Annotated in this window: 14 protein-coding genes; 11 read left to right on the forward strand and 3 right to left on the reverse strand. The window is 58.3% G+C overall.

Annotated elements, in window-relative coordinates:
* Positions 1-50 precede the first annotated feature (50 nt).
* On the forward strand, positions 51-386 hold the full coding sequence (locus tag CCX46_RS02415) for a YceK/YidQ family lipoprotein (RefSeq protein ID WP_127925576.1): 336 nt from the start codon (positions 51-53) through the stop codon (positions 384-386).
* A gap of 52 nt (positions 387-438) precedes the next feature.
* Here CCX46_RS02415 and CCX46_RS02420 read toward each other — a convergent pair whose 3' ends face one another.
* Positions 439-1,248, reverse strand: a complete 810-nt coding sequence (locus tag CCX46_RS02420) for a hypothetical protein (protein WP_127925577.1) — start codon at positions 1,246-1,248, stop codon at positions 439-441.
* A 377-nt stretch (positions 1,249-1,625) separates the two neighbouring features.
* On the opposite strand from CCX46_RS02420, the gene CCX46_RS02425 reads away from it, so the two are divergent.
* From CCX46_RS02425 to CCX46_RS02435, 3 genes are read left to right on the forward strand one after another with little or no spacing between them, the layout of a single operon-like run.
* Positions 1,626-3,380 carry a carbamoyltransferase family protein gene (locus CCX46_RS02425; RefSeq protein ID WP_127925578.1) on the forward strand — a complete coding sequence of 585 codons (1,755 nt, stop codon included), beginning with the start codon at positions 1,626-1,628 and terminating at the stop codon, positions 3,378-3,380.
* Positions 3,373-4,281, forward strand: a complete 909-nt coding sequence (locus tag CCX46_RS02430) for a glycosyltransferase family 2 protein (RefSeq protein WP_127925579.1) — start codon at positions 3,373-3,375, stop codon at positions 4,279-4,281. The genes CCX46_RS02425 and CCX46_RS02430 overlap by 8 nt, the downstream gene beginning before the upstream one ends.
* 54 nt (positions 4,282-4,335) lie before the next feature.
* Positions 4,336-5,796, forward strand: coding sequence for a hypothetical protein (locus tag CCX46_RS02435; protein WP_127925580.1), 1,461 nt, complete (start codon positions 4,336-4,338; stop codon positions 5,794-5,796).
* A gap of 3 nt (positions 5,797-5,799) precedes the next feature.
* On the opposite strand, the gene CCX46_RS02440 is transcribed toward CCX46_RS02435, so the two are convergent.
* Complete coding sequence (locus CCX46_RS02440; RefSeq protein ID WP_127925581.1) at positions 5,800-6,453, reverse strand: toluene tolerance protein; 654 nt, start codon at positions 6,451-6,453, stop codon at positions 5,800-5,802.
* A 125-nt stretch (positions 6,454-6,578) separates the two neighbouring features.
* Between CCX46_RS02440 and msbA the strand changes: the two genes are divergently transcribed.
* The 7 genes from msbA (at position 6,579) to CCX46_RS02475 (ending at position 14,837) form a co-directional block, all read left to right on the forward strand.
* Positions 6,579-8,405 carry a lipid A export permease/ATP-binding protein MsbA gene (msbA, locus tag CCX46_RS02445; protein ID WP_127925582.1) on the forward strand — a complete coding sequence of 609 codons (1,827 nt, stop codon included), beginning with the start codon at positions 6,579-6,581 and terminating at the stop codon, positions 8,403-8,405.
* Positions 8,399-9,295: a GNAT family N-acetyltransferase gene (locus CCX46_RS02450; RefSeq protein ID WP_127925583.1), complete on the forward strand. Its 897-nt coding sequence runs from the start codon at positions 8,399-8,401 to the stop codon at positions 9,293-9,295. The genes msbA and CCX46_RS02450 overlap by 7 nt, the downstream gene beginning before the upstream one ends.
* A gap of 4 nt (positions 9,296-9,299) precedes the next feature.
* Entirely contained in the window at positions 9,300-10,700 is a 1,401-nt protein-coding gene (locus tag CCX46_RS02455) for a PIG-L deacetylase family protein (protein WP_127925584.1), read from the forward strand.
* Positions 10,701-10,764: 64 nt separating this feature from the next.
* A complete protein-coding gene (gene hldE / locus CCX46_RS02460) occupies positions 10,765-12,186 on the forward strand; it encodes a bifunctional D-glycero-beta-D-manno-heptose-7-phosphate kinase/D-glycero-beta-D-manno-heptose 1-phosphate adenylyltransferase HldE (RefSeq protein ID WP_127925585.1) in 1,422 nt (473 codons plus the stop codon).
* Between the two features lie 130 nt (positions 12,187-12,316).
* On the forward strand, positions 12,317-13,291 hold the full coding sequence (locus tag CCX46_RS02465) for a glycosyltransferase family protein (RefSeq protein ID WP_127925586.1): 975 nt from the start codon (positions 12,317-12,319) through the stop codon (positions 13,289-13,291).
* The gene (locus tag CCX46_RS02470) at positions 13,292-13,978 is read left to right on the forward strand and encodes a hypothetical protein (protein ID WP_127925587.1); all 687 of its coding nucleotides are present in this window, start codon (positions 13,292-13,294) and stop codon (positions 13,976-13,978) included.
* Positions 13,979-14,036: 58 nt separating this feature from the next.
* Positions 14,037-14,837, forward strand: coding sequence for a hypothetical protein (locus CCX46_RS02475; protein ID WP_095120660.1), 801 nt, complete (start codon positions 14,037-14,039; stop codon positions 14,835-14,837).
* Positions 14,838-14,841: 4 nt separating this feature from the next.
* Here CCX46_RS02475 and CCX46_RS02480 read toward each other — a convergent pair whose 3' ends face one another.
* Positions 14,842-15,804, reverse strand: coding sequence for a hypothetical protein (locus tag CCX46_RS02480; protein ID WP_007915727.1), 963 nt, complete (start codon positions 15,802-15,804; stop codon positions 14,842-14,844).
* Positions 15,805-15,826: the final 22 nt, after the last annotated feature.

Below are 15,826 nucleotides of genomic sequence, written 5' to 3' on the forward strand. Positions count from 1 at the left end.
CCCTGCACAGCGCCGATGCTAATTTGCCCGACGACCTTGGAGGGCAAATCTTGACCATCAAACAGGCTGTAACGCTGGGTGTTTTTTCATGGCTTTTAGCCGGTTGCGGCAGCGTCCTGAGCGTACTGCAGGACGATGCCGACGTCGCCCGTGACCTGCGCAAACAAAAAACCTACTGCCAATCCATTCCGCGTATTTACAGCGGTCTGGCCTTCGATTTCTGCGTGTTGAACGCGCCTCCCGATCCGAGTGGGGTTCTTTTGCCATTCGTGCTGCTGGATCTGCCACTGTCCGGTGTATTCGATACGGTAGCGCTGCCCTATACGGTTTATCGTCAGGTCACTGACGGCAATCTTGGTATTTACTGGCGCAAGGGTGGTTATTGAGTGCGGATAATGCATGGAAAGCCGGTCACGCAGGCTATCCATGCAGGGCTATTCAGCGAATGTCAAAAAAGGAAATTCCGGTGCTCCACAGAAGTCGCGAGTCGATCTCGGTGCCCAATTGAATCCAACACTGGAATTCTCCCTTGAAGCCTTTGAAGGGGCTGTAGGCTTGAGCCGGGAGGGAATACATGAACGCTTCTTCAGGTCGGTTGGCCTGGAGCTCGACGGACTGATCGAACACCTTTTCGTTTCCAGCGTAGATACGCCATTGAAGCAGGAGCGTGTTGTATGGACGCAAGTGTTCGATGACCGGAATGGTAATGAGGCGTCCCTGAGGATGGGTGCCGGCATCGATGCCACCATCCACCAGACCCTCAATGATTGCAGGCTGATAGTTCAGTTCACGTGTGACGTCTGTCAGCAGGGCAGGAGAGTTTTCGATCACTCCATTGGGTAGTTTGATTTCAGCGGTGACGTTCACGGACTTGCCGCTGAACGGCTCCAGTTGTTCGAGTGAGAGTCTGATGAACTCAACATTTCCGGCTACTGAAACATCGAAGGGGCCGAATGATGCTTTTGCGAGATCATCAGTACTGACCCAGTGAAGGGTAATGCGTGCGCCGATATCAGATTTTCGTGTACTGACAGCCATCATTACTGGCAGGGTTTTGATGATCTCCATTGGCAAAACTGCACCCCATTTTTCCGTTTCTCTGAGGACCACAAATTCGCCTGAAATAAATGCCAGGAAGCCTAATGCAGGTTTTTCCCGTTGTTCACGCGTGGCGCTTTTATCAAATTGGGGGGAGCTCAGCTTGCTCGAAAAGCCGACGTCCTTATTGCTGTAAATGAGAGTGTCCATGCATTGCTCCTTGTTCTCGGTTGCCCGGTATTTCCGGGTACAGGGAGTAAGCCGCGCAGGTTCAATTTGCGTAACTGTCAAAGTTGACAGGTTTTTAGTTTTTTTTGTTCTAATCAAGACCGCTTTGATGCTCACTGGATCCTTTTTGAACAAACGGAAATCGAGCCGCAACTTCATGGTGACTTTCTTTTTCAGAGGTTCCACCTCTGCGCAGTGGGCGCATTGGATTGCTGGCATCAGGTTAGCGATTGCGAATCCCAAACCCGGCGGGATTAACGCTATAATCCCGCCCTTTAGCTGTCACTCGCCCTGTGCGAGGGCACATCAATATTCAAGGCGCATCGCGCCTGCACGCAGACTAAAGAGGCTAGACCCCTGTGGCATTGACGATTCTTGGCCTGTCCGGCGCCCTTAGCCATGACCCTTCAGCAGCCTTGTACATCGACGGCAAGCTGGTGGCGGCGGCTGAAGAAGAGCGTTTCGTACGTGATAAGCATGCAAAGAACCGCATGCCCTACGAATCGGCGAAGTTCTGTCTTGAACAGGCCGGCATCAAGCCGTCCGATGTTGACGTGGTTGCGATTCCATTTGCCCCGATCAGCCTGTTCGGCAAGGCGCGCTGGCACTACGCCAAGCGTTACTGGTACGCGCCGGATCGTGCCCTCGATGCGATCCTGATGGGCAACCGTCGCTACAAGCGCTATCGCAACAAGATCGTCTGGTGCCTTGAGCAACTGGGTTTCGATCCGAAAAAAATCAAGATCGAGCCGGTCGAACACCATTTGGCTCACGCCTCCAGCGCTTACCATTGCTCCGGTTTCAAAGAAAAAACCGCGATTCTCGGTATCGACGGCAAAGGTGAGTACGCCACGACCTTTTTCGGCTACGGCGAAAACGGCAAGATCCACAAGATCAAGGAATTCTTCGATCCTGACTCTCTCGGCGGCCTGTATGGCGCGATCACCGAGTTCCTCGGTTTCGAGATGCTCGACGGTGAGTTCAAGGTCATGGGCATGGCGCCGTACGGCGATGCCAGCAAATACGACTTCTCACGTCTGGCCTCGTTCGAGAACGGCGAGCTGGTGATCAACACCGACTACGCCAACGTCATCGGCCTGCGTCGCTACAAAGAGAAGGGCAAAGGCTTCTACTTCTCGCCAAAGCTGATCGAATGGCTGGGACCGAAGCGCGAAGGTGACATCGCTGACGAACCGTACATTCACTACGCCGCGAGCATGCAAGCGCTGTTCGAGAAACTGGCGTTGCAGATGATCGACCACTACCTGGGCGACGTACTCAAGGAAACCGGCAAGCTGGCTTTCGCCGGTGGCTGTGCATTGAACGTCAAGCTGAACCAGAAAATCATTGCCCGCGACGACATCACGGAGCTGTTCGTGCAACCGGCGTCCGGCGATGCCGGCACTGCGGTTGGCGCTGCTGCCTATGTGTCTCACGCTCGTGGCGTACCCGTCGAGAAGATGGAACACGTCTACCTCGGCCCGTCGTACAGCAACGAAGACGTCATCGCCGCCTGCGCCCGTCACGAGAGCAAGCCGACCTGGCGCAAGCTCGACAACATGCCTGAGCAGATCGCCAAAATCATGGTCGACGGCAACCCGGTTGCCTGGTTCCAGGGGCGCATGGAATTCGGTCCGCGTGCATTGGGTGGTCGTTCGATCATCGGTTGCCCGAGCGTGGCCGGTGTGGCTGACCGGATCAACCACCAGATCAAGTTCCGTGAGCGCTGGAGGCCTTTCTGCCCGTCGATGCTCGACACCGTTGCGCCACAGATGATCAAGATCGATCACCCGGCGCCGTTCATGACCTTCACGTTCGAAGTGGCAGAAGAGTGGAAGACCCGCGTGCCGGAAGTCGTCCACGAAGATGGCACCTCTCGCGCTCAGGTGCTCAAGCGTGAATACAACCCGCGCTACTACGACATGATGAAGGCGCTGGAAAACCTGACCGGTAACGGCGTATCGCTGAACACCTCGCTCAACCGTCGTGGCGAACCGATGATCTGCTCGCCGACCGACGCACTGAACATGTTTTTCGGTTCTGACCTGGAATACCTGATCATGGAAGATATTCTGGTCGTAAAAGAGGGTGTGAAAGGATACGAACTTGACTGAAACACTGATCAGCGTCGTCATTCCTGTTTACAACTATGCGCGAACCCTGCCACGTGCAGTGGAGTCGGTGTTGGCGCAGCTGGATGAGACGACGGCGGATCTGCTGGTCATCGATGATGGGTCGACGGACGATACGCCTGAGGTGGTGGAAAAGCTCCTGCTCAAGCATGGCGGGCGTTTTCGTGCGCTGCGCAAAAGCAATGGCGGCTTGTCGTCGGTGCGCAATCGTGGGCTTGAGGAGACGACCGGGCGGTATCTGGTATTCCTCGACTCCGATGACGAAATGGCTCCCGGCGCACTGGCTGCGCTTTCTCAGCACATTGCCAGTCATCCGCACAGCCTGATGGTGATCGGTGCGCACTGGTCGGTGTTCGCTGACGGACGACGCAGCCTGCAGGCGGCCAAGCCGTTGCCTGTGACACCGCGGCAGCGCTTGCAGGGCTACCTGTTGAGCAAGACTGTGTCGATTTCAAACGGCGCCTGCGCGATGCATCGCGATGTTTTTGTTTTGGGTAACTACCCGGAACATTTGCGCAACGTCGAGGATTTGCCAGTGTTTGCCCAGGTGCTGGCGCGCTATCCCTGCACCGTTCTGGACAAGCCTTTGGCGCTGATCTACAAGCATGCCGACAGCATGCGCCATGACTTGCGCCAAAGCCTTGCCGCCGGTACGGAGCAGGTGGTCAGCGAAGTCTTTTCCAGTCGACGAATGCCCGAGGAAATGAGTGATTTGCGCCAGGCATTTCTGGCGCAGCGCTGTTTGTCGTTGTTTCGTGACTGTTATTCCCATGGCGAGTACAAGCTGGCCAAGTCATTCTATTTTCAGGCCTTGCGCGCAGACTGGCGGACGTTTTCGCGTTGGTCATACACGCGCAAGGCGTTGCGGTTGCTGTTTCGGTAAGCGGGTCGCGCTGATGTGTGCGTACCTTGTAACGAGTGTCGATGAGGTGGCTGGGTGAAAGGTACGGGCGGCAAGGTAGGGGCTCAAGTCTCCAGAATCATCGACGAATACCCGGTTTGGCTGGCGTTTTTGGGCAGTGCACTGTTATCGCTGATTGCGGTTCTGGGCACTGCGACGGTGGGGCGTGATGCCGCGCTGTACATTGATATTGCGCAACAGGTCACCGAGCACGGGCCAGATGTGGCCTGGGCAACTTTCGACTGGCCGTGGTTTTCCTTTCTGCTGGCCGGTACGCACGCCGTCCTCCATCTGCCGCTGGAGCTGAGTGCCTACCTTTGGTGCGCGCTCTTTTTCGCCGGCACCAGCGCGCTGATGGTGGATTGCGTTCGTCAGCGGTCTGCACATCTCGCCGGTTGGGCCTGCCTCGTGGTACTGGCCATGCCTGCGGTGAATGCCTTTCGCAATGACATCATTCGCGAATGCGGTTTCTGGTTCTTCTGCACACTGACGCTCTGGCTTGCGCTGCGCTGGCAAGCGCGTGGCGGCTGGCTGCGGGCGGCATTGATTCATTTGGCGATCGTTGCGGCAGCCTTGTTCCGGTTGGAAGCCTTGCTGCTGGTGCCGGCGTTGGCGCTGTGGCAGTTGCCCAACCTGTGGTCGTCGACCCGACGGATGCAGTTCGCTCAGTTTTCGCTGCTACCGGTTCTGGGGCTGCTGGCCGTTTCGGTGTCGGGTGTGCTCATGTCGGCGCGCGTGATGCTGTATCTGGACATGATTGCGCCGCACAGTGTGTTTGCCGCCTTCCAGATGCTGAGCGATCAGTTCGCCAACTCGCTCATCAACAAGTATTCCCAGGATGAAGCCAGCCGGATCATTTTCTTCGGCATTCTGGCGACCATGACCATCAGTTTCGTGAAATTGATGGGGCCTTTCGCGGTGCCCTTCCTTCTGCGGCGCAACTGGGGAGTTCTCGGTACTTACTGGCGTGATTATCGTCCTTTTGCCTGGGCGGCCGTGTTGTATCTGGTGGTGCTGGTGCTGTTTTTCATCAAGCAACAGTTCATGAACACGCGTTATCTGAGCTTTCTGAATCTGTTGTTTGTGCCTGTGCTGGCCATGGGGCTGGCCGCGTTTGTTCGCGAGTTCCCGCGTTGGGGCAAATGGCTGGTGGTCCTCGGGTTGCTGGTGATGCTGTCCAACGTCATTTCCACCGGCGCCGGTAAAACGCACTACGTGGAGGCCGGTCGCTGGTTGTCTGCTCATGTCGAGCCGGGTGCGAAGACGTATTTCGAGGATGGGCGGATCAGCTATTACGCCGGACGCGGTTACGTGTTGCCGGTACTGACTGCGGATGAGGCGATGTCGGCAGCGCATGCTGGCGACTATCAGTATTTCCTCATTGAAGCCAAAGGTGACGAGCCGTGGCTGAGCGAATGGCTGGTGGCGCACAAGCTGCGCATCATCGAGCATTTCGCCAATCGCAAAGGTGCCACCGTGGTGGTCATCGGCCGCTGAGATTCAACCGAGCAGCGGACGCAGGCGCGAGATCAGCGGCGCTTGTCGGTTGCTCGGCAGCGCCTGCCGATAACCTTCGATAAACGTGTCGCCGGTGTCCTGGCCCAGCAGCCATTGGCGGTCTTCCTTGTAGCGCAGCAAGTGCGCGAAGTTGCGCAGGCGTTTGCTATCGCTGAGTGCGCGTCGCTGGCAGCGCAGGTCGGCGATATCGATCAGGCCCAAATGGTTGTCCGGCGTCAGCACCACGTTGCCGAAGTGCAGCGATCGAAAGTACACGCCTTTTTCGTGCAGAAGGGCGAAGTACCCGCCCAGCTGGAATCGCAATGAGTCAGCCTCATCGTCAGTGCCTTGTAACTGACGCACTGTATTGCCTTCCAGCGGGCTGTAATACACGCAGTCACGTTCAATGCTCGGGATGCGATAGACCGCGATGACTTTCGGGCAGAGGATGCCGCGTTGTTCGAGGGCGCGGGTGTTGTCGGCAAAGCGTTGTGCATAGGGGTAGAACAGCGCCGAACTGAGCAGCCGCTTGCGGCGGAACAGCTTGAGCATGCGTCCATCGGCCAATCTGAGCACTTTGTCGCCGGAACCGTCGGCCTCCAGTACGTGTGCACCTTTGCGCAGTGCCTCGTAAGTGCTGTGATCAATCGATTGCATATCGGGCTCCCCATCATTAGCCGGGTATCTTAACCGACTTGGCCGAAGGCTGGCTTGAAGTCATGTTTATCGGGGCAAAAACGCGTGTGATATCATCGGCGCCTCACTGAATTGCGCGGATCACCATGAGCAGTCCTGAACCGAAAGCCCAGTCCACGCTGGCGATCTATTTCCGCCTTTTGGCTTACGTGCGGCCTTATGCCGGCCTTTTCCTTCTCAGCATCGTCGGGTTTCTGATCTTCGCATCGACTCAACCGATGCTCGCTTACATCCTCAAGTACTTTGTCGACGGTCTGGCCAATCCTGAAGCCAGTCTGTTCCCGGGCAATCCTTATCTGGGCAAGCTGCAGTTGCTCGAAACCGTGCCACTGATGATCGTTTTCATTGCACTGTGGCAGGGTGTGGGTTCGTATCTGGGCAACTTCTTCCTGGCGCGGGTTTCGCTGGGGCTGGTGCATGACCTGCGGGTGGTCCTGTTCAACAAATTGCTCGAGTTGCCCAATCGCTTCTTCGACAAGAACAATTCCGGCCACCTGATTTCCCGGATCACTTTCAACGTGACCATGGTCACCGGCGCGGCAACGGATGCCATCAAAGTCGTCATCCGTGAAGGCATGACCGTGATTTTCCTGTTCTGCACGCTGTTGTGGATGAACTGGAAGCTCACCCTGGTGATGGTCGCGATCCTGCCGTTGATCGGCTTGATGGTGAACAGCACCAGCAAGAAATTCCGCAAGCAGAGCAAGAAGATCCAGGTCTCGATGGGCAACGTCACGCACGTCGCGTCCGAGACCATTCATGGCTACCGGGTTGTGCGCAGCTTCGGCGGCGAGCAGTACGAAAAGGATCGCTTTCGCGATGCCAGTCAGAGCAACACCGACAAGCAGTTGACGATGACCAAGACCGGCGCGGTTTACACGCCGATGCTGCAACTGGTGACGTACAGCGCCATGGCCGTGGTCATGTTCCTCGTGCTGTACCTTCGCGGCGATGCTTCGCCGGGCGATCTGGTGGCCTACATCACCATGGCTGGCCTGCTGCCCAAGCCGATCCGTCAATTGTCGGAAGTCAGTTCGACGATTCAGAAAGGCGTGGCCGGTGCCGAAAGCATTTTCGAGCAACTGGACGAGCCGGCGGAAGTGGATCAGGGCACGGTCGAGCAGGATCGTCTCGAAGGCCGTCTGGAAGTGCGTAACCTCAGCTTCCACTATCCCGACACCGACAAAGCGGTACTCAACGACATCAGCTTCGTCGTCGAACCGGGGCAGATGGTCGCTCTGGTGGGGCGCTCGGGCAGTGGCAAGTCGACCCTCGCCAGCCTGATTCCACGCTTTTATCAACATGATCATGCGCAGGGCCAGATCCTGCTTGATGGCGTGCAGGTGCAGGATTTCACCCTGCGCAGCCTGCGTCGGCAGATAGCTCTGGTGACCCAGCAGGTCACGCTGTTCAACGATACGGTGACCAACAACATCGCTTACGGCGATCTGGCCGGCGCACCGTTCGATGAGGTCAAGCGCGCGGCCACCGAAGCCTATGCCGATGAGTTCATCATCAAGATGCCGCAGGGTTACGAAACCATGGTCGGCGAAAACGGCGTACTGCTGTCCGGCGGCCAGCGTCAACGCATCGCCATTGCCCGGGCCCTGCTCAAGGATGCGCCGCTGCTGATTCTCGACGAAGCCACCTCCGCGCTCGATACCGAGTCGGAGCGGCACATTCAGGCTGCGCTGGATCATGTGGTGCAGAACCGCACGACACTGGTGATCGCTCACCGTTTGAGCACCATTGAAAAAGCCGACCTGATTCTGGTCATGGACGAGGGCCGCATCGTTGAGCGTGGCTCTCACACGCAATTGCTCGAGCAAAACGGCTATTACGCGCGTCTGCATGCCAAAGAGTTCGAAGAGGGTGACGAGCCACAACCGGCACACGTGACCAACGTATGCTGACGATGTTTCGCAGCTTTCGCGAGCGTGGCTGGAGCGAAATTGACCGTGACAGCTACACCCGGGCCTGGCAGCGTTTCGGCGGCAGTTTTGCCACGCATCCGGAAGTCGTCGAGCGCTTGTCGACATTCCTGGGCATCGAGTTGCGCTACCTGGGCTGGGTGATTGGCGGTGAAGTGCTTGCCGCCGTTCCCTGCTGGGGGCGGCATGTCGCCTTGTCCAAGGAAGTGCTCAAGCGCGAGGGCAAGCGCGGTTTGCTCGATATGGGCAATGCGGAAATCATTCTGCCGATCGCGCCAGATGTCATCGTGCCGGTGCGCCAGCGCATGGCGTATGTGTCTCAGCTCAATGCCGAGCAGATCAGCACGTTGAAGCCGCAGCCTGAGGGTTTGGCGCTGGCGCGGTTGCCGGAAGAGTATTCGAAGAAATTCCGCTACAACCAGCGTCGCGAGCAGCGCCTGCTGGAAGAAGCGGGCGGATCGCTGGTGCCGATGTCCGATTTTACGCCGCAGGAACAAGCCGCTGCTTACGCTGATCTGTTTCAGCGTCGCTGGGGCTTCGAGGTGCCGGGCAAGGCCGGGCTGGTTGAGGTTTTTACCTTGCTGCGCGAATTCATGACCGGTTCGGTGGCAATGCTCGATTCAGCGCCAGTTGCCTTTCAGGTGCTGTATCGCGTTGAAGCCCCGCAATGGGTTTCGCTCGAATACATCAACGGTGGCGTCGACCCGCAGAGCCGCGAGTTCAGTCCTGGCAGTGTGCTGAGTTTCGTCAACACCCAAGAGGCCTGGGCGCACGCGCAGGCGCTGGGCAAACCTCTGCGCTATTCATTCGGTCGTGCCGACCGTGAGTACAAGGATCGCTGGTGCCACACGGTGCCGGTCTACAAGGTCTGAATCCATGAGCGCTCGCAAGCAACAGCTTCTCAAGGCCCATCGACGCAACAAACGTCTGTTCCTGATTGCCTTTATGGTGGCGCTGTTGTTGATCGGCTTCCTGATCGCCTGGTGGCTGGTGCCGGTATTGCTGGTGCTGGCCTGGGTCGCTCACGAGGCCTGGTTTGCCGATCATCTGTTTTACCGGCCTTCTGACGACTATCAGTACAACTTCCCGGCGCAAACCGCGCGGCAGGTCGTGAGTCTTGAGGGCGGCGTTTTGCGCCTGAGCGAGCTGCTGGCGCAGGGCGAGACGTTGGTACTCGAACTTGAAGTGAAATCCACTTGGCTGGGGCGCTGGTTCGACCCCCATGTTGAAGTGGGCGATGATCGCCAGGACTTCGAGCGCGGGGTCAATGGCCGGCGTTTCCTCAATTTGTCTGGTCAGGCCGATGCGCTGGCGCAAGGCGTTCTGGCACTGCGTGGTCAATATTGCGTGCCCGCCGCGACGGGCGTGCTGTGGGTCATGGCCAATCCTGACTACAGCCGCCAGCGGGTGATGGTCATCGCTCCCCATGCCGACGATGCCGAACTCGCTGCATTCGGCCTTTACAGTCGATGTGAAGACGTCAGTATCGTCACCCTGACCCAGGGTGAGATCGAGGCCGAAGACTTTCAGCGTCTGGGCCTTGATCAAGCCGCAGCCGCGCGATTGAAGGGCCGTTTGCGCAGTTGGGACAGTCTGGTGATCCCGTTGTGGGGCGGCGTGCCTGCCGATCGCTGCGTGCAATTGGGTTATTACTGCCTGCAACTGCCTTCGATGGCCGAAGAACCTTCCCAGGTGTTCGGCTCCCGTGAGTCGCAGGAAAACGACGTGCGCAGTGTGCGCCGGCACAATCCGTTGACCCTGCCCGCCGACATCGATGGGCAGCCGACCTGGCAAAATCTGCTGGGCGATCTGAAGGCCCTGCTTGAGCACTATCGTCCGGAAGTGGTGGTGACGCCCCATCCTGAGCTCGATCCTCACAGCGATCACGTAGCCTCGACCCAGGCGTTGCTTGAGGCTATCGCGCTGAGTAGCTGGAAACCGACAACCCTGCTGATGTACGCCAATCACCTGCACGACAACGATCGCTGGCCGATGGGCCCTGCCGGTGCCGGTATCGCGCTGCCGCCTGCTATCGAGCCATTGCCGGCCGACCGGTTGTGGAGCCCGCTGTTGTCGGCAGACGTGCAACTGGACAAAGCCATGGCCCTGGCGATGGAACACGATCTGCAGGGCGAGCAAGTGTTCAAACGGCAATTGCGCCGCTGGATCCAGCAAGGCCTGGCGGGTCGTCGCTGGCCTGCAACAGGCAGTAACGAGTTTTTCCGCAAAGCGGTCCGGCGCCACGAATTGTTCTGGGTACGCGACCTTTCAGATTGAGGCGGACGGCGCTTTACCCTGTGTTAATATCGCGCCCCTGTTCATTTTGTATGTGGGTTGCTCCATGAAGTTGTCCATGCCGCGTTTCGATCAAGCCCCGGTCTTGGTAGTCGGCGATGTCATGCTCGACCGTTACTGGCATGGCGGAACCTCACGGATTTCCCCTGAGGCGCCGGTGCCGGTCGTTAAGGTCGAGCAGATCGAAGATCGTCCGGGCGGTGCCGCGAACGTTGCCTTGAACATTGCCGCGCTGGGTGCGCCGGCGTCGCTGGTCGGTGTGACCGGCGATGACGAAGCCGCCGACAGCCTGAGCAACAGTCTCAAAGGCGCGGGCGTACGTGCCCTGTTCCAGCGCATTGCGCACCAGCCAACCATCGTCAAGCTGCGGGTCATGAGCCGGCACCAGCAATTGCTGCGGATCGACTTCGAAGAACCGTTCGCGACCGACGCTCTGGCCCTCGGCTCGCAGGTCGACGACCTGCTCGAAGGCATCAAGGTGCTGGTGCTCTCCGACTACGGCAAAGGAGCCCTGAAAAACCATCAGGCGCTGATCCAGGCTGCACGCGCGAAGAATATTCCGGTGCTGGCCGACCCGAAGGGCAAGGATTTCTCGATCTATCGCGGCGCCAGCCTGATCACCCCCAACCTCAGCGAATTCGAAGCCATCGTCGGCGGTTGCGTCGATGAGCATGAGCTGGTGAACAAGGGCGCTGCGTTGATGCACGACCTTGAACTCGGCGCGCTGCTGGTAACTCGTGGCGAGCACGGCATGACCCTGCTGCGTCCGGACCAGCCGGCACTGCATTTGCCGGCCCGTGCCCGCGAAGTGTTCGACGTCACCGGTGCCGGTGACACGGTGATTTCTACCCTGGCCGCAGCGATTGCCGCCGGTGAAGACCTGCCTCATGCCGTTGCCCTGGCCAACCTGGCCGCAGGCATCGTGGTTGGCAAACTCGGTACAGCCGCCATCAGTGCCCCGGAACTGCGTCGTGCGATCCAGCGCGAAGAAGGTTCCGAGCGTGGTGTTCTGGGTCTGGAGCAATTGTTGCTCGCCGTGGCCGATGCCCGCGCGCACAACGAGAAGATTGTCTTCACCAACGGCTGTTTCGACATCCTGCACGCCGGGCATGTGACCTATCTGGAGCAGGCGCGGGCACAGGGCGATCGTCTGATTGTCGCGGTCAACGATGATGCATCGGTCAGCCGCCTCAAAGGCCCGGGCCGACCGATCAATAGTGTTGACCGGCGCATGGCCGTTCTCGCTGGACTCGGTGCTGTGGACTGGGTGATCAGCTTCCCTGAGGGCACCCCGGAAAACCTGCTGTGCGAGGTCAAGCCGGACGTGCTGGTCAAGGGTGGCGATTACGGCATCGATCAGGTGGTCGGCGCAGATATCGTTACGGCTTATGGCGGCACCGTGAAGGTCTTGGGACTTGTCGAAAACAGCTCGACAACTGCGATTGTCGAAAAAATTCGCAGTCGTTGACCAGATGAATTTTTACCGTTGTGTACTGCGTGTGAACGGATTTTGCCTTGGGGATTTTGCCGTTTCCGTTGATTTGGGCAGCCTTGAATCCGATGCGCTTGCCTGCCTACGTCGCGTGGTCAATTAAACTATGAAAGTCATGCTCCTGGTGATGGACGAGCAGCGGGTCATTCTCGACCGGCTCTACGACATCGTGCAGCAGAACTGTGATGAATGTTTCATCTATCGTTTGAGCAAACAGCAGCAGTTGAATCTGGGGTCGTTTCTCGCCTCGGTCGATTACCAGACCTTCGATCGCGTGGTGATTTTCTCCCGGGTCAAGCGTCTGGCCACGCAACTGCAAGTGCTCAAATGTATACCGGGGCTGGTCTTTCTCGAGCACGACGCGTACCAGAACTACATGCCGGCGAGTAAGTACCGTGGCGTGTATTCACGGCTCTATCGTCGTCTGCCAAGTTGTCGGGCGCTGGTGTCCGGTGCTGTTGTCGCTCGCAAGATGCTGGCGGAAGGTATCGACACGGTGTTCGTCTCCAAGGGTTATGACGAACAGATGCTGCACAACACTGGCGTTGATCGGGACATTCCCGTCGGCTTTCTTGGCAGCCTGAAAAGCACCGAGTATGCCGAGCGCAAAGCCATGCTCGAATCGCTCTCGCAGCGTACCGGGATGCTGGTGACCCGCACCAAGTCGGGCGCGGAATATCTGCAGACGCTCAATCGCATCAGGATTTTCGTCAGCGCCGACATCGGCATGAACGAGTTCATGATCAAGAACTATGAAGCCATGGCCTGCGGCTGTGTGCTGCTGGCCTGGAGTCAGGGCGAAGAAGACCGCTTGCTCGGCTTTGAAGACATGCACAACACCGTGTTCTATCGCAGCGAAGAAGAGGCGGTGGAAAAGATCAAGCTGCTGCAAAGCGATCCGGAACTGGCAGAGCGCATTGCCCGCAACGGCCAGGAGTTCGCGCAAAGCCGCTATTCCTTTGCCCGTGTCGGTCAGGCACTGGCCACGGAAATCCAGCGTGAGATGCGCCCATGGCAGCCGCCCTCGGCGTTCACGCGATTCTGGGTGAAGTTGCGTTACGGGATGAAGGTGCCGGTCTGAATGAAGGACGAACACATGGCGCTGGATGCGCTGCCCGGTGGTGATCAGTCCGTACTGGGTGCTTTACCCACAGAGCTTCTCGACTGTCTGAGCCGTGCGCCTCGGGTCGTGCTGATTGCCAACAACCCGGCCATCACGGCGGCGGACTTTCAGGCGTTGAACATTGGCGTCGATGACGTCGTTGTCAGCTTCAATACCTGTATCAAAGCGGCGCTGCTCAACGAGCACAGCGTCAATGTTTTCGTGCATGGCTACAACGCGCCGGATGCATACTTTTTTGGTCTGCCTTACGCGCCGCCGGTACAGCGAATGTTCGAGCAGGCGAGTGAACGCTGTTTCAGCATGCTGGTGGGCTGCGCCGCACCCATGTGTCCTTTGCCACGTGTGGCCATGTACTGGGATCGCATTCCATTGCCGCCGCTGTGGAACTACCCGGTCGACCGGCCGGGCGGCAAGCGCTATGTCGGGCCGTCCACCGGTTTCAACACGCTGGTGTTGTTCGACTGGTTGCGCGGCCATGTCGGTTATACCTATCAGCTCATGACTCTGGGGTTTTCCAACGAAGCAGGAAAACTGTGGGGCGGCCATGCCTGGGACTATGAACGTGACTGGCTGCAGAAGTCGGACATCATCGTGGTGCCGCTGCAACCCCGTCGCTGGTGGCAAAAACTGTTTCGACAGAAGTAAGCGACATCGTCTGTCCGGTTGCCAGCAGGCCCGAACTACTTTCAAAAGGTGCTGTTGAGTGTTGAAAATTGCCGTGGCTTTTTTCGGGATCCCGAGAAATTCGCCGATCTGTTTCCCCTCTATCGAACAGAACGTTCTGGCGCAGTTGCCTGCAGGCAGCGACATAAAGTGCTTCTACCATCTGTACAAGATTGATGAGGTGCAGAACTCGCGGTCCGGCGAGAAAGGCGAATTGACGGCGGACAACTACCAGCCTTTCGAATCGATGATCGGCACGCTGACCTCGACCGAGGGCGTCCTGGAGCGCTGGGATTTCGAGCAGGTCAAAGCTCAGGGCGACACCTGGGCCGATGACTATGCCTCGTTGCGTAATCTGATCTATCAGCTCAACTCGCTGCACACCGTGACGACCATGATCGAGTCCTTCAATCCGGATTTCGTCGTGTTCGTGCGCCCGGACAATTTCTTTCACAGCGCATTGCCTGGCTATGTCTTCGCTCACCCTGAGGCTCGCAAGCACAACGCTTATATTCCGGACTGGCAGTGGTGGGGCGGCTTGAACGACCGCTTTGCGGTGTGCGGGCGCGATACCTATGTCGCGTACGGCAAACGGGTCGAGCGTATCTTCGATTTCTGCAAGGCGACAGGTCGAAAGCTGCATTCCGAGCGCTTGCTCAAATATGCGCTGCAGCAGGTCGATGCCAAAATCTGCACACTGCCGACCCAGGCATCGCGGGTGCGCATTACCGGTGCCTTTGCCGAAGAATCGTTCTCGCCCAAGCGCGGCATGGGCAAGCGCGAAAACCGCTATTTCCACTTATTTGCCGCGTTGCGCACGTGGTGGGATCGCCGCCGCTAAACCGCTATTTAGCGGTTTTTTTGCCCAGCCCGACTAATCGCAGCGCCTTGATACTCAACTGCTTGAGCCCCTGACGTGGGGCTTTCGCCGGTTGCAGACCCTGCTGCACCAACCAGTCCTTCCAGCGAATCCGCTCCTCGCGCACGACCCAGCCGGTTTGTGTGGCAAAGCTCTCGGCCAGATAAAGACCACGGGTACTGGCAGGAACGAGTTTGTCGCGCTTGAGGGTGTACAACTCGGCCAGTGGCGCGCCGTCCTTGAGTGGCATCAAGTACAGATCGGGGCGCTTGCGGTCGAGTCGGGCAACCAGTTGATCACCTTCAAGGCGCTCATCGACATGGAACAGGCTCAGGGATTTGGCTTCCTTGGGCACATCCAGGCGCAAGTCGTAGATCAATTGCAATGAGGCGGTCGGCAGATGCACGTAGGCCCGAGGCCGTTCGAGCAATTGCAGATTGGCGCTGCGTATGGGGCGCGCCGAGCCGGACAACGGCGTCAGGCGAAACGGCAGGGCTTCGCGATAATGCAATGCGGCCGAATAGGGCGCAGGCAGCCAGGTGTCGTTGAAGCGTCCGCCGAGCCAGCCTTCCGGGGTTTCCAGCAAGCACTCTTCGGCAATTTCCTGAATCGCCGTGTGCAGCGGAATATTCAGTTCGTGGGCCGGCACGTAACCGGAAATCAACTTCAGGACGACGTCACCGCGATCCTGCCGGCGCTGGCGCACCAGCACCCAATAATCGCGATTCTGCCAATGCAGGGTCAGGCGCACTGAAACGCCGAGGTTGGCCAGTTCCAGCGAGAAGCGCTCGGTGTCGGCCACGCTCACCGGTTTGCGCCGCTGCAAGGTTTGCGCGAAGTTCAGCGGCATGCCGACGCTTTGGTAGGTCAGGCCTTCCGGGGTAGCTTCGACGAACAGCGGCAGGGTCTTGAAGTTGCTCGGGTTCTTTCTGATGAGCGTGCGCGGCATATCGGCTCCTGCTTAAGGCCGC

The organism is Pseudomonas sp. RU47 (assembly GCF_004011755.1).
Lineage (GTDB): Bacteria > Pseudomonadota > Gammaproteobacteria > Pseudomonadales > Pseudomonadaceae > Aquipseudomonas.